Origin of the sequence: Nitratireductor sp. (genome assembly GCF_017794765.1) — a bacterium.
Classification (GTDB): Bacteria; Pseudomonadota; Alphaproteobacteria; order Rhizobiales; family Rhizobiaceae; genus Nitratireductor.
The window spans coordinates 897,857-921,160 of the sequence record NZ_CP051236.1 but is presented as its reverse complement, the minus strand read 5'-3'; the positions used below and the strand labels follow the sequence as shown (position 1 = coordinate 921,160).

Below are 23,304 nucleotides of genomic sequence, written 5' to 3'. Positions count from 1 at the left end.
GCGCATGCATTTTTCGGTTCCGTCCGGTCTGCTAATGGCCCATCCGATCGGGGTGGAAAGCACGCGCCAGTTTTTCTACCGCGTCGATGGAACTCGGCCCCGGCTGCCCCCAAACGGAGTCGATTGTCACGAATCTTTCCCTGGCAATGCCTGGTACCTCCCTGATGGTCGGGTTGGCTTTCAGGATCTCAATGCGCCCTTCGCCCAGTTCCCCGGCCGGGTCTCCCACCACCTGGCCGCCGGCAGTGCCGGAATAATAGACCACTATGTATTCAGGCATGCGCTCGGCAATCTGTTCCCACGAGACCTGGCCATAGCGGTTCGCGACATCGCCGAAGATGTTCTCGCCGCCGGCTCGCGACACGACGTGCGACAGCATGGTGTTGCCAAGCACTGCACGAGGCGCGGCTTCGCCACCATTGAAGATGAAGACCGGCGTAACCTCTACGTCTTCCAGCTGTTCTGCTACTGCAGCGAGGCGCATTTCCATATCGGCAATCAGCGCTTCGCCGCGCTCACGCACACCGAATATGGCTGCAACAGAGCGGATCTCCGCGTAGAGCTCATCGAAGCCAAACCTGCCGAGATTGCAACCCTCGGTATTAAGCCGCGTTTTCATGCCCAGATCGTGCAGCTGGTCCCGCGTGTGACGGCTCTCGCTGAACCCGTCGGGATAGCCGGCATAGACGAAATCGGCTTCGACCTCGATAAGCTGCTCAGTGGTGGCAACGAGTGGTGAAAGCACCGGGATCTTTTTATAGGCCTCCTCATACTGTGGGCTGATCTTCAGGTTCGCCATGTAGGAGGTGCCCGCCATTCGGTCTTCCAGGCCCAGCGCCAGCATCAGCTCCGTCGCGTTGTTGCTGAGTGTCACGGCTCGTGCCGGCGGCACTTCATAGACTGTGGTGACCCCGCAGTTCTCATCCGTATGGGGAAACCCGGGCTCGCCCGCGAACACAGATGTTGATGCAAGGAAAATGCCTGCCAAAACAAACGCGGAAAAGCCGCGAGAACGGATCATGAAATCACTCCTTGGATAGCCGGCTTGTTGACGGCGTTTTCGAATGGGGGTGGAGAAGAGGGTTGCTGCCGGAAAGCGGAGAGTACTTCTGTGGCGAAGAGCTCCATGCCCCTGAGCGCCACATCGTTGGCAATAAGGCCATTGGCGCTGAACAGACAGCGTATGCTCTGCGATCCCGTGCGTGCAGAAAGGGCGCACAGTTGTGCATGGCAGTCCTCCGGCGTACCCGAGATGGTGAAATCAGCCACCATCGCAGCGCGGCTGCGCGGCTGTGGCGGTGCCATTCCGCGCGCCAACGCGCGTTCGGCGCGACGGGTGTTCAGCTTTTCAAGAAGCGCGTCGACACACCTCTCCGCTTCCGCCCGGGTCGGTGCGATCACCACGTAGCGTGAAAGCGACGATGCGGTCAGCGCGGCGCGGGTGGTGCCATGCCGATTCAGCGCCGCATCGAACACGGGCAACTGCCGCGCCTCGTTCGGCTCGAGGCTGAGGAGCAGCGGGAACCCGTTTCGCGCAGCGATGTCGACCGTTTCTTCGGAAACCCCCGCAACATAGATGGGTGGATGCGGCTGCTGCACCGGTCGCGGCCCCACAGAGACATTGGAGAACTTCCACGGGCCGGCATCGGCGGAGCAATGCGGCATTGTCCACGCCTCGATCATGATCTTCAGCGCTTCGCGGAAACGCAGATGCAGCTCGCCCGGCGCGACCCCCAGCGCGCTAAAGGTCGATGGGTCCGTGCCTCGTCCGATGCCCACATCGACCCGGCCGCCACTCTGAAAATCCAGCTGTGCAATCTGCTCCGCCAGAAGGAGCGGATGATAGAGCGGCAGAACGAGGATCGACGTTCCAAATCGCAGACGCTCGGTCCGCGCCAGAATATCCGCCCCCAGCAGAAGCGTGGATGGATAGGGCAGCGTATCGCGGGAAAAGTGGAATTCATTGAACCAGATACCGTCGAAGCCAAGCGTATCGGCGCGTTCCACGAGCCGCATAAGAGCGCAGTGATCGCCCAACACCCCTTCCCGAGCAAAACCAGCCAGATCAATGCGCATTCAGGACACCTGCCAGAACCAGACGACGAAATCCTGAAATGCTTATATGAAATGATATAACATATCGAGTCAATTCGAACACGAAATGCCGCTTTATCGCCGGCAAGGCTGTGCCTGCATGCATTCTGATCCTCCTGCCGGCGCACCTCGTCCGGCGTTCATGGTCAATGCATGAGGCAGGTCTCCTGGCTCGCGGCTCGGACGTTCGCTCCGCCTTCCCGGCTCTGGCCAGTGGCATTGGAAAGAACTTGCCGCTTACAGTTGCGAGGGCAGCCCCGGGATTGATTCCGCAAGGAAATCGCACCGGGTTCCCTTTTCATCCGCAGGATGCGGAACCGCATGCGAAAGCGACCCTACCGGCGAAGCGCACGCAGCGCAACACACTCGACCTTCGGGATGATGCGGATTTTCCGACCGTACATTGTCAGCAGGCGCAGGCGGGATGTGCGTTATGTCATAGAAACAACAGGGAACACTGGATTAAAGCGGGCCTGGATATCCCCGGCAGAATGGCCAATCGTCTTGTTCACACCGGTAACCAGGCTCCTTGAGTGCTGACAGCCGAACTGACCTACGCTTTCATAAACGCGATTGCGCACATCGTCACTGCCATAACCAGAGCCACCCAGAATCCAATTCGGGCAGCCACTGAGCCAGTACTATTCTCGGGCGAGTTGCTCAAACAATATAGCGACAGCCTCCGCACCCGGATCAACATTTCCCTCCAGTTGCTGGGCGTTGATATAGGCAGACCGACCAGCGCGCGCCTGCGCCATCGTGGCCGTTTCCTGCGCCCCGGCACGGGCTGCCTCAGCGGCGGCGGGAAGGCCGTTCTGCAGGGCTTCAAGGGCAGGTGCCAGCGCATCCACCATGGTGCGGTCACCCGGCCCTGCACCACCAATTTCCTGCATGCGCGCAAGCCCGGTTTTCAGCGCGGCCCCCATCGGCTCGCCGCTGGAGGCAGCATCACCCGCTGCCGCAAAGAAGATCGCCAGCAACACGCCCGATGAACCGCCCATGGTCTGGCTGAGTTCCTGACCCAGTGCGCGCAAAAGCTGCGTATGATCGGACAACGGCAATTGATCCATTCGATCCAGAAGAGCGCGGGCAGCACCGGCCAATGTCGAGCCCGTATCGCCATCGCCGGTCTTGGCATCGAGCGCGTTCAACTTCGCCTCGGCTTCAATGAGCACATTGCAGCATCTGGTGAGAAATGCGCGTGTCGGGGCATGCTCGGATGGCAGTGGCTTTATCGGTTTCAACCCGTCGGGAAGCGGCACCACCGCAACGTCGGACAAGCCACGGACCCCCGGCCAGGCGGATATCTCCGTCGAGGCGCCAAGCAGGCGCATATTCTCTTTGGTCGCGGGCAGAACCGAGATGGAGAAGCCCCGCATATCGAGGGAGGTCATCATGGCCGCCGGCCCGACCATCGCTTCCAGCTTGCCACCGATCGAAGAGCGCGCCACCTCATGTGCCAGAACCCCCATTTCCAGCGCGGAGGTTCCACCGAGGTTGTTCAACAGCACCACATATCGATCCCCGGTCATGACAGAAGAGAGTTTTTGGCACATGGCATCAACCGCCACCCTCGCGTTATCGAATCTGACCTGCTCGACACCTGCCTCGCCATGAATGCCCAGTCCCAGCTCGGCCATCCCGTCGGGAATACGGTCTTCCTTCGCGGCACCGGGCACCCGGCAGGTGTCAAGCGACATGCCTATGCTCTTTGCGCCCGCAATCACGCGTTCCGCTGCCTGCGTCACAGCATCGAGATCGGCTCCTTCTTCGGCCAGAGCGCCGGCAATCTTGTGCACAAACAGAGTGCCGGCAAGACCGCGCGCCTGCGGCAGATCCGGCAGGGCAATGTCGTCATCGACAATGACCATGGACACCTTGTGCCCGAAAGCACGGGCGCGCTCGACAGCCAGACCGAAATTGAGCCTGTCACCGGTATAATTCTTTACGATCACGAGGCAGCCCGCCGGGCCCGTCACGGCAAGAATTCCTGCAAGAACCGCATCCACCGAAGGGGATGCAAAAACATCGCCGCAGACCGCGGCGGTCAGCATCCCCTTTCCAACAAACCCGGCATGAGCCGGTTCATGTCCCGAGCCCCCTCCCGACACCAGCGCGACCCTGTCCTTTGTCCAGTCGCTGCGGACGACCACACGGATATGCGGATAGCCATCGAGCCGTGCCAGCTTTCCGCCAGACGCGGCCACAACACCATCCACCGCCTCGGTGACGACGTCTTCCTTGCGATTCAAGAACTGGGTCATGGACTGGTTCTCCTAAACGATGCGTGCGCCGGCGGCGTCGAAATAATAGGCGTTGCGGGGACGGATCTGCACCCTATCACCCGTTTTGAGCGGGGTGTGGGGATCCGTCACAGTGATAATTTCGTGCTGCTTGAAGTCGAGATGAAGGCGGGTCTGGTCGCCCAGCCGCTCAACGCGAACCACCGAACCCTCTTCCCCTTCACCCTGCACGATGTGCTCCGGCCTCAGACCGATGGTCCTGGCCCCTTCGGGCGCGTCGGCGAAAACGGACGCCGGCAGAAGATTGATCCGCGGCTGACCAAGCCGCGTTGCCGCATAGATGCTGACCGGGCTCTCATAAACTTCTCTGGGTGAGCCGAACTGCACGAGCCGGCCCTGGTCAAGCACGCCGACATGGGTGGCCATGGTCATCGCCTCCACCTGATCGTGCGTCACATAGAGCAGGGTGGCGCCCGACTGCGCCTGAATGCGTTTCAACTCGATGCGCAATTCGGCCCGCAGCTTGGCATCGAGCGAGCTCAGTGGCTCATCCATCAGATAGATCGACGGATTGCGCACCAGAGCACGACCGATGGAAACACGCTGCATCTCTCCGCCCGAAAGCGCCGTCGCCCTGTTGTCGAGCTTGTGATCGATGCGTAGCACCTCGGCCACTTCCCGAACCTTGCGCTCAATCTCGTCCTTTGGTGTGCGCAACAGGGGCGATTTCAGCGGGAACTCCAGGTTCTGGCGGACCGTGAGATGCGGGTAGAGCGAGTATTGCTGGAACACCATTGCCACATTGCGCTGCGCCGGGGTTCTGTCGAGAACGGATACGCCTGCGATCTGCACATCACCACTGTCGGGGCGTTCCAGCCCGGCCACAACCCGCAAGGTCGTGGTCTTGCCTGCACCCGTGGGACCGAGCAGGACAACAAACGCGCCATCCGGCACCGTCATGGAAACACGGTCGAGGGCAACATCTTCGCCGAAGCTTTTCGAGACATTGGACAGGATCACCTCACCCATGGCCAAGCACCTCCCTGTTTGCCTCGGAAAAGAGTGCGCGACCCGACCCAGCGTCAAACACGGTCAGGGTGCGCTTGTCGAAGCGCAGACCAACAGCATCGCCGACCCGCGCGGGCTGCTCGGAGGAAAGCCGCGCCTTGAGCGCACCGTGAGGTGTATCCACGGACACGATCTGGGTTGTGCCGAGATACTCCGTCGCGGTGATCTTGCCACGATAGGATGCAGCATCATCAAAATGAATGTGCTCAGGGCGCGCACCAAGCGCCAGTTGTCCCCGCGCGTCCTCCAGAAGGCGCGGGACCTCTACGAAGGCGCCACCAAGGTCGATGCTGGTGCCCCCCTTTTCCACCGCCCCCTCAAACTTCAAAAAATTCATGGGGGGCGAGCCGATGAAATCGGCCACGAACATGGTTGCCGGCCAGTCATAGATATCCTGCGGTACGCCGAATTGCTCGACAACGCCATGGTTCATCACGACAATCTTGTCGCCCATCTGCATGGCTTCGAGCTGATCGTGGGTGACATAGACGGTGGTCGCTCCCATGCGGTCGTGAAGAGAGCGCAACTCATGCGCCATGTGCTCGCGGAATTCCGCGTCGAGCGCGCCAAGCGGCTCGTCCATGAAAAATGCCTTCGGCTCGCGAACGATGGCGCGCCCAAGCGCCACACGCTGCCGATCACCACCCGACAGACCGCTGACCGGACGATCCAGAATGTCCTCAATGCCGAGAATGCGTGATACCTCGGCCACCTTCTCCTTCACCTGTGCGCGCTTCATGCCCTGGCTGACAAGCGGGTAGGAGATGTTCTTGCGCACATTCATATGCGGGTAGAGAGCGAACATCTGGAACACGAAGGCAATGTCGCGTTCGCTGGCGCGCTTCTGGCTCACCTCTTCATTGTCGATGAAAATTTCGCCCGAGGTCGGCAGTTCGAGCCCCGCCATCATGCGCAGCGTGGTCGTCTTGCCGCAGCCCGAGGGTCCGAGCAGCATGAAGAACTCGCCATCCTCGATGACAAAGCTGGAGGACTGAACTGCCGTGAAATCCCCGAACTCCTTGCGGAGATTTCTTATTTCTATCCTGGCCATCACCTACTCCGGAAAATGTGAGACGATGATGAAACCGACCGTGCCAATAAGAAGCACGATGAAGCTGTAGGTATAGGCCCAGAGGAAAAAGGGCTGCATCAGCATCAGAACGCCGAGGCCAATCAGGATGCTGGCGCCCATTTCCCACGGGCCGCGCACGAATATGCGGCGTGGCGCCGTGGACTTGCGCTCCCTTTCCCCTTCTGTGGGCCTGGTCTGCAACAGGATCATTTGCGCACCGCTCCGAATGTAATGCCGCGAAGGAGATGCTTGCGCAGCAGGATGGTGAAGACCATGACCGGCACGAGGAAGAGCGTCGCTCCAGCAGCAACAGCCGGCCAGTCCTGACCGCCCACACCGATAATCGTGGGGATGAAAGGCGGCGCCGTCTGCGCGGTGCCCGAGGTCAGCAGTACCGCAAAGGCATATTCATTCCACGCGAAGATCAGACAGAAAATCGCGGTGGAGGCGATGCCCGTCGCCGCCTGCGGCAGCACAACCTTGTAGAAGGCCTGAAAGCGGGTGTAGCCATCGATCAGCGCGGCCTCCTCATACTCGACCGGGATCTCGTCGATGAACCCTTTGAGGAGCCAGACCGAGAGCGAAAGATTGACCGCCGTGTAAAGCAGGATCATGCCCAGATGCGTGTCGTTCAGCCCCAGCTCCCGATACATCAGGAAGATGGGAATGGCGACCGCAATGGGCGGCATCATGCGCGTGGAGAGGATGAAGAACATCAGATCGTCCTTCAGCGGCACCTTGAACCTGGAGAAGGCGTAAGCCGCGATGGTTCCCAGAAAAACAGAGAGGAAGGTCGATCCGAAGCCGATGATGACGGAGTTCAGAAAGCGCTCGCCATAGCGGGACGGACCGACGATCACCATGTCGTTCTTGCGGACAATGCTGTCATACCAGGTCTGTGGCTCACCGAGACTTTCAAGCGTCTCCGCACTTGCCCGCGTCCGCGTCGTGAAGAGGTTCACATAGCCCTCAAGCGAAGGTTCAAAGACAACCTTTGGCGGGTAGGCGATGGCATCGGACGGGGTCTTGAAGCCAGTGGCGATGATCCATGCGAGCGGCATGATGGTGACCAGCGCATAGACCAACACCAGCACGCCGGCGAACAGCTTCTGACGAGCGGAAGGTTCCGTTACGGAGAAACTCATCTCTCTTTCACCTTGTTCAGAGCCTTCACATAGATCGAGGCGAGGCCGAAGACCGTCACGAAGAGTATGACGGCGTATGCCGATGCATAACCGGTCCGCCATTTCTCGAACGCTTCGCGCTTCAGGTTGATTGAGGTCAGTTCAGTGGTCGAGCCCGGGCCGCCACCCGTGAGCTGAACCACGAGATCGAACATCTTGAAGTTCTCGATGCCGCGAAACAGGACTGCCAGCATGAGAAACGGCAGAACCATCGGTATCGTGATTGTCCAGAACTGCCGCCACTTGCTGGCACGGTCGCATTCGGCCGCTTCATAGATGCTTTCGGGAATCGAGCGCAGTCCGGCGAGACAGATCAGCATGACAAAAGGGGTCCACATCCAGGTGTCGACGATCACGATGGCCCACGGCGCAAGCGCGACCTCGCCGATCATGGAAAATCCGGATGGATCCGTGCCGCTCAGAAAGCCGACCACATAATTGAACAGACCGATTTGCGGTTGGTAGAGAAAGGTCCAGAAGTTCCCCACCACCGCCGGTGACAACATCATCGGCAGCACGATGACGGTGGTCCACAGATCGCTGCCGCGAAACTTCTTGTTGATCAGATAGGCGAGCGTGAAACCGATCAGGACCTGAAGAACGATGGTCCAGAACAGGAAATGTGCGGTGGCCTGCATGGTCACCCAGATGTCGCCATCGGTGAGAATGCGCTCATAATTGCGCAAGCCGACGAAATCGGCCTCACGGTTGGGACGGTTCACGCGGAAATTGGTGAAACTGAGCCGCACCGTCCAGATCAGCGGGAAGATGTTGATGGCGAGCAGAAGCAGAATGGTTGGCGCAACGAAAAGCCAGGCGATGGCGCGGTCCGACAATCCGCGGACTTTCCGTGCAACGCTCTGCGGCGTGGCCGAAGCGGCTCTTTCGATCGGCTTGATGGACATCTTCGGACCTGCACGCTGGTGAGTAAGGGCGGCGATGCTGACAGGAGCCAGCATCGCCCATCAAAGCCGGGAGGCGGCTAGTATTTGCCTTCGTCTTCGAAGATTTCCGTCCAGTCCTCGACCAGAGCGTCCAGAGCTTCCTGCGCGGTACCGTTTCCGGCGATGACATAGTCATGCACCCGGTCCTGCATCGCCAGAAGAAGCGAGGCGTAAGCGGGCTCGGCCCAGAAATCCTTCACAATGGCCATGGAGTCGAGAAACGTCTGAGCATAAGGCTGACTCGAAGCGAAACCCGGATCTTCAACCACTGCTTTCAGTGCTGAATAACCGCCCGACTCCCACCATTTCTGCTGCACCTCTGGCTGGGCAAACCACTTGATGTATTCAAGCGCTGCATCCTGCTTGTCGGAATAGGCGACGACGGAGATGCCCTGCCCTCCGAGCTGGGCGAAGTGACCGCCGGGCCCCTTCGGATTGGCAAAATAGCCGGACTTTCCCCCGCCCACATTCGGGTCGGCCTCAACGCCCGGCCAGATGAATGCGAAGTTCATCTGAAGCGCGACCTGTCCGGATTTATAGGCATCGATGTTCTCCGACATATACCAGTCGGAAGAGCCCGGAGGCGTACAGCAGTCATAGAGCTCCTTGTAGAATTCGAGCCCCTTCACGGCACCTTCGGAATTGACGAAACCATCCAGTTCGTAGGGCTTGTCCGGATTGTCGTACTGGAAGCCGTAATTGTAGAGTGCGTTGGTCACACCCATCGTGATGCCTTCGGAACCGCGCTCCGTATAGATCGCCGCCCCATAGACCTTGCGCCCGTCAATTTCCCGCCCCTGGAAGAAGGCTGCAATGTCCTTCAGTTCCTCAAGGGTTTCAGGAGCCTTCAGGTCGCGGCCATACTCTTCCTTGAATGCTTCCTGTATCTCAGGCTTCTCGAACCAGTCCTTGCGGTAGGTCCACCCGACTACATCACCGAATGCCGGGAGCGCCCAGTAATTCGGTGTGCCCTTGGGCCATTCGGCATAGCCGGTCACCGTTGCAGGAATGAAGTCATCCATGGTGATGCCTTCCTGCTCGAAAAAGTCGTTCAGCTTGACGTAGTGGCCGCTTTCGGCGGAGCCGCCGATCCACTGGCTGTCGCCAATCATCAGATCGCAAAGCTGCCCGCCCGAATTCAGCTCATTGAGCATCCGGTCGGCGAAATTCGGCCACGGAACGAACTCGAATTTCATCGTGTGTCCGGACTGCTTTTCAAAATCCTTCGAGAGCTCGACCAGCGCGTTGGCGGGATCCCATGCAGCCCAGCACAGGGTCAGTTCGTCCGCCTGTGCGGAAGCAGAAGACGCAAGACCGGCGCCGATCGCCAGACCTGCTATCGCCGCGGAATTCAAGATTGAATGTTTCATGCAGATACACTCCTCCCAAGCCTCCTGCTGCAAACAGGTGGCGTGCGCCCTCGGGCGCTCCTCATCTGCGCGGGTGAACCGGGTAACCGGAACCTCTCCTCCCAACGCGACCGACAGCGCCTTATCCACGCTGCCTCTCATCCCTAGGCATAAATGAGGTACGCCCCTCAAATCAAGTAATTTTTGAGGTACGCACCTCATTTACCTTGCCATAACCCCCTTGTCTGGTCGATAAGGACGTTGTTCATGCACTGATCGCGGAGCCCGATGCGACCCACCACCAAAGATTTGGCCAAAGCCGCCGGTGTCAGCCTGGCCACGGTGGACCGTGTGTTGAACGAGCGGCCTAATGTCAGCGCGCGCGCGGTACGAAAAGTTCAGGATGCGATCAAGCGTATCGGTTTTGAGCGAAATCTCGCGGCGGTTAACCTGGCGCGCAACAGGGTCTATCGGTTTCTGTTCGTCCTGCCCGAGCGCGGTGACCAGTATCTGTCTGAGCTGCTGGCCGAAATCGATTCGGCACGCGCGCCCCTGAAATCCGAGCTGGTAGAGGTGGGGGTCGTGCGCCTCGATGTCGAGGATCCTCACGCCGTCGCCAACCTTCTATCCTCACTTCAGACCGATGAGGTGAACGGCGTCGCCCTGATGGCTCCGGAATCGCCGCAGACCCGCGACGCCGTGCTACGCCTCAACGAGCGCGACATCAGTGTGGTGCATTTCCTTTCGGGTCAGGCAAATCTGGAACATCACGATTTTGTCGGCATCGACAACATCGCCGCCGGTGCCACGGCGGGCCGCCTGATTGGCCGTTTCAACGCCGGGCGCGGTGGCACCATTGCCATCATCACCGAGACTATTCATGCGCAGGACAGCCTCAAGCGACGACTGGGCTTCGACCGCGTGATCCACCAGAATTTCCCCACGCTTTCCTGCCTGCCAACACTCGAAACCCACGGCGATCCTGCGCGGGCGGAGCGCATCATCAAGCAGACCTTCGCCAACCACCGGGACATTGTGGCAGCATACATCATGAGCCCGGAAGGCCGGGTTCCGCTGGAAGCGCTGTCGCATTGCGCGGACCTGACCGACCTGATCGTGGTGGCGCACGAACGCACGCCCTTCAATGAGGAGGCGCTGCGTGACGAGCGGCTGGACGCAATTATCGCTCAAAACCCTGGCCACGCCGTACGTAGTGCTTTGCGCATCCTGCGTGCCCGCAGAGACCGCCGCCAGCCCTTCGCCGCACAGGAGAAGATCCGCATCGAAATATTGCTGGCAGACAATCTTTAGAGCGTTTCACTGAAACGCTGCCCTGTTCTATCTGTCTGATTTCCTGCATTTGTGCTGACGTCAGGTGTTTCCGCCTGATTGCAAAATACTCTAGCGTCAGCTTCGCTGCCCGCACGTCGGCGGCAACCGGGCCATGCTCAGTCTTTGGACGAGAGCAGGCCCGCCGCCAGAATAACCATACCTATCCGGCTGATATGGCTGACCACAACAAACGCCACCTCGAGATTCAACGCAAGCGCGACGAGACTCATTTCAGCAAGCCCACCGGGTGCGAAGGCCAGAAGAATGCCCTCAACCGGAACCTCGATGACACGATGGAGAGCGAAAGCGAAGATGACGGCGACCAACAGCAGGATCGCCGTGGCACCGGCCGACGTCATCAGAATGTGCAGAATTCGCTTTGGCGCAGTACCTGCGAAACGGCAACCGACGACGGTTCCAAGAACCACTTGCGCAACAGCCATCACCGCACTGGGGACCACAAAGCCGGAGGCACCCGTCCAATGCAATCCCGCGCTCACCAGCATTGGACCTATCAAATATGGCGCGGGCAATCGCAGCAATTTGCCGAACCCGATCCCGGCCCCGAGTGTTGCGATGAACCAGACCACATCAGCCGATCCCATGTCGGAGAGTGGCCGCCAGGTCGCCACACGCGCTCCCGGGTCAGCCCCCGTGATCAAGGTCATTAGAGGCGGCAGGCTCAACACAACCAGAAAGATGCGCGAAGAGTGCATCAATGCGATGGTCCGCTCGTCGCCGCCCTTTTCCGCCCCAAGCAGCACCATATCGACAAGCCCGCCCGGCATCGCCGAGAAGAACGCGGTGCGCCGATCGAGATGTATGACGCGGCGCAGATAGACATTGCACAGAACGGCGGCCACCGCGAGATAGCCGGCCAATGCAAGGAGTGCCGGCCACCACATCGCTGCACTCTCCAGAGTATGCGGCCCGAACTGGGAACCCAGCATGGTGCCAATCACGGCCGACATGGGCGGGCGAGCCAGGGTGGAACCACGAACCGGTAGACTCATGATCGAGGCAAGCCCGCAGGCGGTCATCGATCCAAGCATCCAGGAAAGCGGCATCCCGACCCAGGTAAAGAGCGCGCCTCCGGTAGCACCGAGGAGCAATGCGAGGATGAAACCGGGAATGCGTCCTATTCCACTCATACCGCCTGCTTGTCGTTCAGATGGCATGCCGAAATATGCCCCGGTGCAATTTCGCGCTTTTGCGGAACTTCAATCCTGCAACGGTCATGTGCGTGAGGGCAGCGCGGATGAAAGTGGCACCCTTTCGGAGGATTGAGAGGGCTCGGCAGCTCCCCCTTCATTGCAGCAAAGCGTCGTTTTCCCGGTCTGATGCGTGGCACCTCGGCCAGCAATTGCTGGGTATAGGGATGGTTTGGCCGTGAGAAAATCTCGGCCACAGGCGCTTCCTCAATGACCCGTCCAAGATACATGATCGCAACCCGGTCGGAGATGTGCTCCACGACCCCCAGATCATGGCTGACAAACAGATAGGTCAGGTCCAGTTGTTCTCGCAGATCCATAAACAGGTTGAGTATCTGCGCCTGAATGGACACATCCAGCGCTGCGACGCTCTCATCACAGACAAGAAAATCCGGCTGTACCGCAAGCGCGCGCGCAATGTTGACCCGCGCCCTCTGCCCCCCGGAAAACTGGTGTGGCAGGCGTTTCTTCATCGCCGGATCGAACCCGGCCTTGGTCAGGTAATCATCCACATAGCTGCCGGTGCTGCCCTTGATCAGGCCGTGGATGCCGGGGGCTTCGGCCACCAGTTTTTCGACCGTCATGCGTGGATTGAGCGCTGCCATCGGATTCTGGAAGATCATCTGCGCTTCGAGATCGGCATCCCGCTGCCGGCTTCCCCGCAACGTGGCTCTATCCTCGCCCTTCCAGAAAACCTGCCCCTCGGAAGGCGGCAATATTCCTGCGGCAATTCTGCCGAGCGTCGACTTCCCGCAACCGGACTCTCCGACAAGGCCCAGCACTTCCCCCTTGCGGATCGTCAGATCCACTTTGTCCAGCGCATGGATAATCGGGAAAGGTTTGGCCGCACCGAGTGCGATTGCAATCCGGGCAGCAAGGTCAGGACGCGCGCCAAAACGGCAGGACACCTTGCGAAGTTCAAGCAGCGGCGTGGAGGCGCCGGCGACTGTCTCTGCCATCGTCATACCAGAGCCTCCTCGTGGGGATGAAAACAGCGGTGGTAGGCCAGCACGTCCCCAAAGCGTCCCGGCCGCGCGGTGCAGGCGTCTGTGGCGCGCTCACAACGGGTGCGGAACGCGCATCCTTCTGGCATCCGCGCGAGGCTTGGTGTCACCCCGGGAATTTGCGCCAACCTGTGGCCGCGACTGTTTTGTGAAGGCACAGAGCGGATCAAACCGTGCGTGTAAGGATGTTTGGGCGCAACCAGCACATCCTCGATATTGCCCGTCTCCACGATGCGCCCGCCATACATGACCGCAATGCGATCGGCGAGGCCGGAAACAATGGCCAGGTCGTGGGTAATCCAGATGACCGCTGTTCCCTGATCTTCCGTCAGTTTCTGGAACTCGGAAATGATCTGTGCCTGGATGGTAACGTCGAGCGCGGTGGTCGGCTCATCCGCGATGATAAGATCGGGTCGATGCAACAGCGCAATAGCGATCGCCACGCGCTGACGCATGCCGCCTGAGAACTGGTGGGGATAGGCGTCCAGGCGTTCCTCCGGACTGGGTATGCCCACAAGCCCCAGCGCATCACGCGCCCGCTCACGCGCCGCAGTGGCGCTCATCCGCTCATGGGCATGCAAAGCCTCGGTCATCTGGGTGCCGATCCGGAGAACCGGGTTGAGCGTCATCATCGGATCCTGGAACACCATGGCGATACGCCGGCCACGCAGGGAACGGCGGGTTTCCTCATCGGCCCTGGCGATATCCTCACCATCAAACAGGATCTGCCCGCCTGCCACACGCCCAGGCCAGTCCACCAGCCCCATGATGGAAAACCCCGTGACACTCTTGCCGGAACCACTCTCGCCCACCAGCCCCAGCACCTCACCGCGCCCCAGACGAAACGATACGTCATCCACCGCGCGCAGGCCGTTTCCCGCCTCGCCGGGAAATTCGGTGACGAGGTTGCGAACTTCAAGCAGCGCGGTCATCGGGCATTCCTCGGATTGAGCACATCGCGAAGCCGATCTCCCACAAGATTGATGGATACGATCGTGATGAGCAGGGCGATGCCAGGGTAAAAACTGATCCAGTAGAGACCAGACAGAAGATACTGGTAGCCGTTGGAGATCAGCATTCCCAAAGAGGGTTGGGTGACCGATGCGCCCAGCCCCAGAAAGGAGAGGGTCGCTTCAAGCCCGATGGCACGGGCGACCTGCATGGTGGCTATCACGATGATCGGTGCAAGACAGTTGGGCAAGAGGTGCCGCAAGAGCACGCGACGACCGGGAATGCGCAGGCAGCGCGCCGCATCGATGTATTCCTTCTCCCGTTCAACCAGCGCCGTCCCTCGCGCGGTGCGGGCATAGGTTGCCCATTCCGCGACGATGATTGCCAACACGACATTCGTCACGCCATTGCCCAGGATCGCAAGCACCATCAGCGCCATGAGAATGGTGGGGAAGGACAATTGCAGATCCACCAGGCGCATCATGAAATTCTCGGTGCGCGCCCCAAGATAGGCAGCCATGAGCCCCAATGTGGTGCCGATAAGTGCGGCCGCGAATGCCGACGCAATGCCGACAATCAGCGAGGTTCGCAGCCCGTACATGATGCCGGAAAGGATATCGCGGCCCTGGCCGTCGGTTCCCAGAAGGTAGGGCACGCCTGAGAAACTCTCCGAACCGGGGGGCAGACGACTATCCATAATGTCGAGCTGCAGCAGATCATAGGGGTTCTGGGGAGCGATCCACGGCGCGAAGATGGCGGTGAACAGCACGACAACCAGCCCGATGCATCCGACAAGTGCCGCCGGCGACGAGAAGAAGTGACGCAGCGCGGGCCAGATGCGCCTGCCGATCGAACTCCGACCAGTCTGCGCAGTGGGGCTTTCAGCTTCAGTAGCGATTTTCGACTCCATGGCGCGTCAGCCTTTGCCATCCAGCCGAACCCGGGGGTCCAGCAGGGTATAACAGACATCAATGATGAAATTCAGCGAGACGAAGAGCACCACCATCATCATCAGGTAAGCAACGATTACCGGGCGATCGAGCAGGTTGATGCTATCGATGATGAGCTTCCCCATGCCCGGCCAGCCAAATATGCTTTCGGTCACCACCGAGAATGCGATCAAAGAGCCAAACTCCAGCCCGATGATCGTTACGACAGGAATCATCAGGTTTTTGAGGATGTGCACCAGGATGATGCGGCTTTCCCGCAAACCCTTGGCGCGGGCAAACTTGACGTAATCCTGCATGATCACCTCCTGCACGCCCGCCCGGGTGAGCCGAAGAATGAGCGACGTCTTGAAGAGGGCGAGGTTCAATGCCGGCAGCAACAGATGCGACAGCCCATCCCACGTCAGGAATGACCAGCGAACGCCAAACAACATTGCGGTCTCGCCGCGCCCGTTGGACGGCAACCAGCCGAGCTGGACGGCAAACAGCAGGATCAGCATGAGGCCGACCCAGAAGGTGGGCAGCGAGAATCCGAGAATGGAACCGGTCATGATGACCCGTGAGGACACCCGGTTCGGATAAAGGCCGGCATAAAGCCCCAGGGGCAGCCCCACGACGATTGCGATTACCATCGCACAGAGCGCCAGTTCGAGCGTCGCAGGCAAGCGCTCAAGAATCACATCGAGCGCCGGCTTGGAATAGACAAAGCTGTTGCCGAAATTCCCTTCCGTGAGACCGTGCAGGAAACTCAGATATTGCTGCCACAGCGGCCGATCGAGCCCCAGGCTCTCGATCACGCGCAGCCGCTCCGCCTGGTTCAGGTCGGGGTTGATGAGAATGTCGACCGGGTTGCCGATGACGTTCACACCAAGGAATACGATTACCGTCATCGCAAGAATGACGAACCCCGCCTGAATTATGCGCCGTATGAGGGTGGTTACCATGGTTTGTTGTCGCTTTCCGGCTCAGTCGACGCTGATCGCCATACCATCGCGCTGCGGATCTGCAGCACCGGAAGAGACCCCGTCGGTTATCCGGATACCATGCAGCGCGGCGAACGCATAAGCTTGTGGCGAGCGCAGCACTTCATAGCCCTGCCCGCGCAACTCTTCAGCGACTGAACGCCGGATCCGGTTGCAGATGTCTATGCTGTTGGACACACCGACCAGTCGCGGTGCGGAAACCGCGGCATGAATGTTCATGTCGAAGTCGATCATGTTGATGATCCCCTGGGCGACCGTCGGCGCAATATAGCTGCCTCCCGGAGCGCCAATCACGATCGAGGGACTGTCGCCTTCAAACACGATCGTCGGTGCTGCTGAACTCGCCCTGCGCTTGCGGGGCGCAATCGATGCTGCCTTCCCCGGCCGCGGATCAAAGCGGCTCATCAAGCCGTTATACATGAAGCCCAACCCCTCCGTGATGGCGCCGGAGGGACTGCCCAGCGAATGGGTCAAAGCCACGGCATTGCCCTGCTTGTCCACCACCGAGATATGCGTGGTGTCCCGCTGCGACATATCCAGCCGCTCAACACTGGCCCGTTCTCCCCGCTTGATCTGCGCGGCGAGTTCCGCAGCGTGCTCCTTGGACAGCAGTCGCTCTACCGGAACATCCACATAGGCGGGGTCGCCCATATGCTTGTCCTTGTCGATGGTCATGCGTTTCATCGCCTCGAACAGCGTGCGCACATACTCTGTGGAGCCGTGCTTCATCGCGGCGAGATCAAAGTTTTCGAGAATGTGCAGCAACTCGATCATGGGGAAACCGGACCCCGGCGGGGGGCTGGAGGCAATCCGGCGACCGCGGTAGCTGCCCCATACCGGTGCCGCTTTGGTGATCTCGTATTGCGCCAGATCCTCGAGTGCGATCAATCCGCCATTGGCTGCGAAATCCGCAGCAATCTGCTCGGCGATTTCACCGTGATAGAATATGTCTGACGAGCCGCTCTCGGCTATACGCCGGAGCGTGCGTCCGAGATCAGGGTTGCTCAGAATCTCGCCGACTTCACGAAGCCTGCCATCATTGTGGAAATAGACGCGCTGACCGGTTTGCGAGTATCGCAGCTTGTCCAGCGTATTCACCTGACCGTCGCTCGTCTGGTCCTTGGTCCAGTACCAGTGCATGTGCGGACGAATCTTGAAGCCCTCTTCGGCATATTTGATGGCTGGCGCGATGAGGTCGCCCCAATCCCAGGTGCCGTAATCTTTCAGGGCGCGCTCATATCCCTTGAGCGAAGCGGGGGTGCAACAGGCCAGATAGCCGATCTCGGAGATATTGTTTTCAAGAATAAAGCCAAATCCATCGCGGCTTTGACCCAAAAGCTTGTCGAGCCACATATCCGGCGTCGCCGCGGAAGGTGCGAGCGCATAAAACTCCAGCATCTCGTGGATGCCACGCCCCGGCATATAGACCTGCATCGACCCGAAGCCGCCAATACCGCACATCTGCGGGTCGACGACGCCCTGAACAAATGCACAGGCAAGTGCTGCGTCGATGGCGTTTCCGCCCCGTTCCAGTACCTCGGCTCCGGCTTCCACTGCCTCCGGCTGCGGAGCAACAATCGTAGCATTGCGGTTCATGCGCGCATCTCCCTGAGAGTGCGGGTCAGGAAAGCTTTCGTATGGCCGATGCATTTCATCCGGTCATGCGAAACGCCCGGAATCTCGTCGAAAGTCACGTTCACTCCGACCGCCTCGAATGAAGCCCTGAGGCTGCGCAGCCGTTCCGGCCGGGTGGCGCCAGCATCATTTGCGCCTTCCATGAAATATGTCGAGCCGGGGGCGTGGGCGATTTCCCAGGTCTCGAGATCCGCATCACCCACAACCATGTGAACGGCGACACGGGCCAGAGCCGATGCGTCAAAGGGCTTGCCAAAGCGTTCGGCCACGTCCCGCACGCCAACCCACCAGTCGCGCTCCGGATCGAGGAGCGTCACCGAGCCAGGCGCGCCGATGCTTGCGGCCCATAATTTTTCCGGATGGAGGATGGCGAAGCGGTGCGCAAAATGACCGCCGCCGGAATAGCCGAAAATCGCAAACTTTGACCAGTCCTGCCCATATTTCCCCGCCATCTCTTCGACCATCGACAAAAGGACTTTGTCGTAGCGGATGTCACCTTCCTGAAGGTACTTGTAACCCGAGCGAGCCCCATCACCGCGCACATTGACCGGAAAGATCGGGCACAGGATTGCACAGTCATTGTAAAGACCGAATTCGGCGAACCCGTCACGAAACTCGAAAGCCGAGGTTCGTCCTGTTCCGTGGACTGCGACAAGCAGATCGACCTTTTTCCCCTCGGCGGCTGCCGGGGGCACGTAGAGCATCATGTGGAACCGGGGATCGATGGTGGACGCTAGGATTGCGGTCTCACCATAGTCATAGATGGCGCGCGCGCGCAAAGCCGCACCGCTGGATGCAAGCTCCTGCATGTGTACTCCTGAGATGTTTAAAGCAGGCGGGCCCGAAGGAACGCCCTATTTTGGGAGAGGTATGCGGGAGGCGATCCAGGCGCCTCCCGCAAAGTGTGCATCACTCGCCTGCTTTGTGCACTTCATAAGCGAGCGTGTATTTGTCTCCGCGCGGCTTGAACTCGATGCCGTTCTTCGCGCCCATCACCACATTCTCGTAGTGCATCGGCAACAGCCAGACATCGTTGAATGTCGCCGCCGAGACTTTCTGAAGGAGAGGCTCTCGTGCCTCTTCATCGAGCGTGGACGTCGCCTGATCCAGGAGTTCATTGATCGCGGGAACATCGATGCCTCCGCCATTGTAGCGTCCGGTGCCCTTGTCAGCGTTCCGTGCTGCCACAAGAGCCAGCGCCGGATTGGAGACTTCTCCGGTGTTCACGCCCCAGGAGCCAAGGAAGAGCGAATACTCGCCATCGGAATATTTGCCTGAATAGACCGACCACGGCATCACTTCCACCTTGGTGTCGATGCCGATGCGGGAGAACATCTGGCCTGCGGCCTGCAAGACTTCGCTATCATTCACATAGCGCCCGGACGGGCCGTGAATGGTAAGGGCAAAGCCGTCCGGATAACCAGCTTCGGCCAGCAACGCCTTTGCAGCCTCCGGGTCGTAGCCGACTTCCTCAACCTCGTCGGAATGTCCGAAAAAGCCTTCGGCGACGAATTGATGGGCAACCGTGCCGTTCTTCTGCATGACGCGATCAACGATGGCCTCTCGATTCATGGCCATCAGCAGCGCCTTGCGTACGCGAGCATCCTTGAAGGGGTTGCTGTCCAGCGGCGACCCATCCTTCGCGGTGGCAAAGGGTGTTTGATCGCGCGAAACATCCATACCAAGATAAACGAGGCGGGTGGACTGACCGCGGATGACCTTCAGATCATCATTGGATTCGACGCGGGCCACACCCTCTGCAGGAAGGTTCTCTATCAGATCCAGATCGCCAGCCAGAAGGGACGCGAGACGGCCGCCATCATCGGGCACAAGGCGCAGGGTCACACGGGACCAATCCGCCGGTCCGGCGAAATATTCGTCATTCCGCTCCAACTCGATCCGGTCACCCGGTGTGTAGGAGACCAGCTTGAAGGGACCGGTGCCAACGGCTGCGGGGCCATTCTCGAATTCGGAGACGGGCGCGTCGGCAAACTCCGAGCTGATGATGCGGATACGGCTCAGCGAATTCAGAATCATCGGATCCGGAACCGTTGTTTCAACCACAACGGTGTGATCGTCTTCGGCAGTCACATTGGCGATATTGCGGGTGTAGGAAGCGAAAGCCTGGCTTTCCTTGTCCCGGGCCCTGATGAGCGAAGCCACAACATCTTCAGCGTCAAAAGACGAGCCGTCGTGAAAGGTAACGCCCTCCCGAAGTGTGAAGCGCCAGTGCGTGTCGTCGACGACCTCCCACTCCGTTGCGAGCTGGGGCTTGTTTTCCGCCGAACCGCCGCGATTGATCAGGCTGTCCCAAATGTGGCGGCTGGTGGCGTTGTTCGGTGAATTGGAATCCTCATGCGGATCAAGCGAGGTGATGGGCGCAGCCATGCCGATTGAAAGCGTGACCTCCTGCGCAGATGCGGGAATGGCGCCAGCGACGATCAGCGCGATCACTGAAGCATGAAAATTCCGCCGGGTCATGTATTTGGTCAATCTCTTCCCCCTGGTTGTTTCGCGGCAGCCTGTGAGCGGCCGTGATTTTTGAACTGCGTGTTCTTCAACAGGCCTGAGTAAACAGTCGCTCGAACGAGGCTGTCAAACTTATTCTGAGCTTGTTTCGACAGATAAAACACGTAAAATGCCCTGAAAGAGATCGACTTCGATTAAGAGCGCTATGCAAAATTATATAGTAGAATCAGTTGATAAGGCCTTAGACCTTCTTATGGAAGTCGCTCGGAGACCGAATATCGGCGTCACGGATCTTGCGCGGAAAACAGGCCTCAACAAGTCACGTGCCTATCGATTGTTGCACACAATGGAACAACGTCAGATCGTCAAACGGACGAAAGATGGCGCTTATGGTCTTGGTGACGCCATGCTGGTTCTGGGAATCACCGCCAGTTCGCAAACGGATATGATCCGTCTTGCAACGCCCATTCTCGAGGAGCTGTGCCAGCGGGTGAACGAGACCGTACAGTTGCGGACGATCGACGGCATGGAAGCCCTGTGCGTCGCAAAGGCCGAGCCTTCACGGGATCTGAGGGTGCACGCGAATGTGGGGCGTCGTCGCCCCCTCTACGCGGGATCGCCCAAATGCCTGCTGGCGTTCCAGTCACAGGCATTCATCGATAAATGCGTCCCGTTGAGACCCGTCGCGCTCACTGCAAACACGCCACGTTCCCGCAAGGCAATCCTCGCGGAGCTCACGCGGATCCGCCGCCAGGGCTTTTGTATCAGTCGCGGTGAGGTGAGCGACCATCAGGTTTCGTGCGCTGCCCCCGTCTTTACTCTGGACAATTCGGTCGTGGCGACGGTGCATGTGGTGGCTCCTGCGTTCAGGATTCAGGAATCCGAGCTGGAGCACATTATCCGACTGACGACATCATCGGCGGCGCGGCTATCCCGCGCTTTGGGGTGGACGGATGAGGACGGTATTCGAGGTGGGAGGGATAATCTCCCGACCTAGGCATCGCTGCCAGAGCTTATCCACTCCGTCAAAGACGTATGATAAAATGGGGTCGCGCTCCGTCACTCGGCTCGCACGCGCACATCAATTACCACCTGCCGCTGCTCGTCGCGAACAACCGCGACTGCTCTAGCGAGGGCGGCGGGCAATTCTCCGGCTTCCTCCACCACACAGGTCCAGGCGCGTGAACCAGCGGCAACCGCGCAGTAGTCGGGTGCAGGAGACAAGTCGGAAAGCGGCACCTCATTGGCGCGAGAGGCATACCCTTCCGGGTAGACTTCCAGTGTCGACAGCCTGACAGCGTCCCAGGCACCATTGTTGAGTATCACCGTAAGCAGTGGCAGATCGTGAGCTTCTGCAACCTGGTGGCAAACAACGGGGTTTGCGAACATATACGAGCCGTCACCGACCACACAAACGACCAAACGTTCCCGGTCAGCAAGTTGAGCGCCCAATGCCGCGGGCAGCGCCCAGCCAAGACCGCCTGCCGGCGTGTTGCCGAAAAACCGGTTGCCGGCCTTTAGTGTGTAGAAGGGAGAGGGAGCTCCTCTTTCGTTGAAGACGATACCTTCGTCCCCTAGAATCTCGGAGACGCAGTGCGCGACCCATGCCTTGCTGGCCGCTCCGCGACTTCCCGCCTCAGCCGTTTTTGTCACCCTTGCGCGGTAGGCCTCATGGTCGGCAACCGCGGCTTCGCGCCGGATACGCGTTGCTGGCGGGTGCGCATCCAGAGCAGTGTCCAGGGCAGCAAGGATGCGTGCGGTATTGCCCGCGATGGCAAGAGAAGTGCGGTAAGAGCGCACCGGCATGCGCGCGAACAGCGGATCAGGACCAACATGGATCACCTTGGCCATCTCAGCCGGCTGCGCTGCACTTTCAATCCAGGCAACGGGCGCATCAACAACGAGTACGACATCAGCAGCCGGCAGCAACTCAGCCAGATTGGGACCAACGAGCATCGGATGATCGCTCGGCATGACGTTGCGTGTGGCAAACACTTCGCTGACAGCAATGCCGTGCCGCTCCGCCAGGGCTCCCAGAAGAGCCGCCACCTTGCCCGCCGGATCGCCGCGCTGGCAAATGATAAGCGGGTTCTTCGCAGTCGCCAGCCAGGCGGCTGCCTGTTCGATGGCCTGTGGATCAGGAGCGGTAGGGCTGGCCGCCACCTGGAGTGGCGCGTTCCCCTCCCCCAGCGCTGGCGCGGGCTCGCACAGCGGCTCCCGCGGAAGGCTCAGATAAACCGCTCCAACCGGCTCCGACATGGCAATGGCGTAACCGCGCGATACGAGGTTGGCGGCGTTCTCGGCATAGCGCAGCTCGTAATTCCATTTGACCAGTTCGCACACCATGCCACTCTGATCGAACTGTTCCTGCCCGTACTGGATCGGCGTGCGGCGCGCGCCCGGCCGGTCATGCTCGGTAAGCGGCGTGCGGCCGGACATCATGATCAGGGGCACGTCGTCGGCATGAGCGTTGATCAGCCCCATGACGGCGTTGGCCAACCCCACATTGACATGCACCATGGCCGCCTGTGGCCGTCCGGTAACCAGATAGTAGCCGTGCGCCATAGCAACCAGCGCCGCCTCATGTGGGACGATCACCGGCTTCGGCGCGCGTTTTCCATCCTCGCCACGCCGGGCGTAGCTCTCGATAATCGGCGCAAAATCGCTGCCGGCATTGGCGAAGAGATAGTCAACACCGTTGGCTTTGAGACTGAACAGCACCGCATCGGCGCCTGTTGGATTGTCGAGTGCATCGGTCATGAAGGCAGTCTTTGCTTTGGCGGAAACGTTGCAATGAACCGGCGAAATCGCGGTCACG

At 59.7% G+C, this 23,304-nt stretch carries 20 protein-coding genes and 1 riboswitch; of the genes, 2 read left to right on the top strand and 18 right to left on the bottom strand.

The features are described 5' to 3' along the window. Positions 1 to 31: 31 nt before the first annotated feature. The 9 genes from HF949_RS04465 to HF949_RS04425 all read right to left on the bottom strand — a co-directional run bounded on the left by HF949_RS04465 (position 32) and on the right by HF949_RS04425 (position 9,975). Complete coding sequence (locus tag HF949_RS04465; RefSeq protein ID WP_292898497.1) at positions 32 to 1,021, bottom strand: ABC transporter substrate-binding protein; 990 nt, start codon at positions 1,019 to 1,021, stop codon at positions 32 to 34. Further along, positions 1,018 to 2,076 (bottom strand): LLM class flavin-dependent oxidoreductase, encoded by a 1,059-nt coding sequence (locus HF949_RS04460; protein ID WP_292898495.1) that lies wholly within the window; start codon positions 2,074 to 2,076, stop codon positions 1,018 to 1,020. The genes HF949_RS04465 and HF949_RS04460 overlap by 4 nt, the downstream gene beginning before the upstream one ends. A 158-nt stretch (positions 2,077 to 2,234) precedes the next feature. After that, a riboswitch (cobalamin riboswitch) is annotated at positions 2,235 to 2,431 on the bottom strand. Between the two features lie 304 nt (positions 2,432 to 2,735). Further along, positions 2,736 to 4,358, bottom strand: coding sequence for a dihydroxyacetone kinase subunit DhaK (locus tag HF949_RS04455; protein WP_292898493.1), 1,623 nt, complete (start codon positions 4,356 to 4,358; stop codon positions 2,736 to 2,738). Between the two features lie 12 nt (positions 4,359 to 4,370). Continuing rightward, positions 4,371 to 5,366 carry an ABC transporter ATP-binding protein gene (locus HF949_RS04450; protein WP_292898492.1) on the bottom strand — a complete coding sequence of 332 codons (996 nt, stop codon included), beginning with the start codon at positions 5,364 to 5,366 and terminating at the stop codon, positions 4,371 to 4,373. Continuing rightward, positions 5,359 to 6,456: an ABC transporter ATP-binding protein gene (locus tag HF949_RS04445; RefSeq protein WP_292898491.1), complete on the bottom strand. Its 1,098-nt coding sequence runs from the start codon at positions 6,454 to 6,456 to the stop codon at positions 5,359 to 5,361. The genes HF949_RS04450 and HF949_RS04445 overlap by 8 nt, the downstream gene beginning before the upstream one ends. Before the next feature lie 3 nt (positions 6,457 to 6,459). Then, positions 6,460 to 6,687, bottom strand: a complete 228-nt coding sequence (locus HF949_RS04440; protein ID WP_292898490.1) for a hypothetical protein — start codon at positions 6,685 to 6,687, stop codon at positions 6,460 to 6,462. Continuing rightward, positions 6,684 to 7,622: a carbohydrate ABC transporter permease gene (locus tag HF949_RS04435; protein ID WP_292898489.1), complete on the bottom strand. Its 939-nt coding sequence runs from the start codon at positions 7,620 to 7,622 to the stop codon at positions 6,684 to 6,686. Before HF949_RS04435 ends, HF949_RS04440 begins: the two co-directional genes overlap by 4 nt. Next, positions 7,619 to 8,566, bottom strand: coding sequence for a carbohydrate ABC transporter permease (locus tag HF949_RS04430; RefSeq protein ID WP_292898488.1), 948 nt, complete (start codon positions 8,564 to 8,566; stop codon positions 7,619 to 7,621). The genes HF949_RS04435 and HF949_RS04430 overlap by 4 nt, the downstream gene beginning before the upstream one ends. Before the next feature lie 77 nt (positions 8,567 to 8,643). After that, positions 8,644 to 9,975 (bottom strand): ABC transporter substrate-binding protein, encoded by a 1,332-nt coding sequence (locus HF949_RS04425; protein WP_292898487.1) that lies wholly within the window; start codon positions 9,973 to 9,975, stop codon positions 8,644 to 8,646. A 267-nt stretch (positions 9,976 to 10,242) separates the two neighbouring features. Between HF949_RS04425 and HF949_RS04420 the strand changes: the two genes are divergently transcribed. Then, positions 10,243 to 11,265, top strand: a complete 1,023-nt coding sequence (locus HF949_RS04420; protein ID WP_292898486.1) for a LacI family DNA-binding transcriptional regulator — start codon at positions 10,243 to 10,245, stop codon at positions 11,263 to 11,265. A 137-nt stretch (positions 11,266 to 11,402) separates the two neighbouring features. Here HF949_RS04420 and HF949_RS04415 read toward each other — a convergent pair whose 3' ends face one another. The 8 genes from HF949_RS04415 to HF949_RS04380 all read right to left on the bottom strand — a co-directional run bounded on the left by HF949_RS04415 (position 11,403) and on the right by HF949_RS04380 (position 20,498). Further along, positions 11,403 to 12,437, bottom strand: coding sequence for an AbrB family transcriptional regulator (locus tag HF949_RS04415; RefSeq protein ID WP_292898485.1), 1,035 nt, complete (start codon positions 12,435 to 12,437; stop codon positions 11,403 to 11,405). Then, positions 12,434 to 13,462, bottom strand: a complete 1,029-nt coding sequence (locus tag HF949_RS04410) for an ABC transporter ATP-binding protein (protein ID WP_292898484.1) — start codon at positions 13,460 to 13,462, stop codon at positions 12,434 to 12,436. The genes HF949_RS04415 and HF949_RS04410 overlap by 4 nt, the downstream gene beginning before the upstream one ends. Beyond that, a complete protein-coding gene (locus HF949_RS04405) occupies positions 13,459 to 14,433 on the bottom strand; it encodes an ABC transporter ATP-binding protein (protein ID WP_292898483.1) in 975 nt (324 codons plus the stop codon). Before HF949_RS04405 ends, HF949_RS04410 begins: the two co-directional genes overlap by 4 nt. After that, on the bottom strand, positions 14,430 to 15,362 hold the full coding sequence (locus tag HF949_RS04400; RefSeq protein ID WP_292898482.1) for an ABC transporter permease: 933 nt from the start codon (positions 15,360 to 15,362) through the stop codon (positions 14,430 to 14,432). The genes HF949_RS04405 and HF949_RS04400 overlap by 4 nt, the downstream gene beginning before the upstream one ends. Positions 15,363 to 15,368: 6 nt before the next feature. Then, positions 15,369 to 16,343 (bottom strand): ABC transporter permease, encoded by a 975-nt coding sequence (locus HF949_RS04395; protein ID WP_292898481.1) that lies wholly within the window; start codon positions 16,341 to 16,343, stop codon positions 15,369 to 15,371. A 21-nt stretch (positions 16,344 to 16,364) separates the two neighbouring features. Then, positions 16,365 to 17,978 carry a gamma-glutamyltransferase gene (gene ggt, locus HF949_RS04390; protein WP_292898480.1) on the bottom strand — a complete coding sequence of 538 codons (1,614 nt, stop codon included), beginning with the start codon at positions 17,976 to 17,978 and terminating at the stop codon, positions 16,365 to 16,367. After that, on the bottom strand, positions 17,975 to 18,826 hold the full coding sequence (locus HF949_RS04385; protein WP_292898479.1) for an alpha/beta hydrolase: 852 nt from the start codon (positions 18,824 to 18,826) through the stop codon (positions 17,975 to 17,977). The genes ggt and HF949_RS04385 overlap by 4 nt, the downstream gene beginning before the upstream one ends. A 100-nt stretch (positions 18,827 to 18,926) precedes the next feature. After that, positions 18,927 to 20,498: an ABC transporter substrate-binding protein gene (locus HF949_RS04380; RefSeq protein WP_366931307.1), complete on the bottom strand. Its 1,572-nt coding sequence runs from the start codon at positions 20,496 to 20,498 to the stop codon at positions 18,927 to 18,929. Between the two features lie 193 nt (positions 20,499 to 20,691). Here HF949_RS04380 and HF949_RS04375 point away from each other — a divergent pair, with 193 nt between their 5' ends. After that, entirely contained in the window at positions 20,692 to 21,483 is a 792-nt protein-coding gene (locus tag HF949_RS04375; RefSeq protein ID WP_292898477.1) for an IclR family transcriptional regulator, read from the top strand. Between the two features lie 62 nt (positions 21,484 to 21,545). On the opposite strand, the gene HF949_RS04370 is transcribed toward HF949_RS04375, so the two are convergent. Beyond that, the gene (locus tag HF949_RS04370; RefSeq protein ID WP_292898476.1) at positions 21,546 to 23,303 is read right to left on the bottom strand and encodes a thiamine pyrophosphate-requiring protein; all 1,758 of its coding nucleotides are present in this window, start codon (positions 23,301 to 23,303) and stop codon (positions 21,546 to 21,548) included. Position 23,304 lies beyond the last annotated feature (1 nt).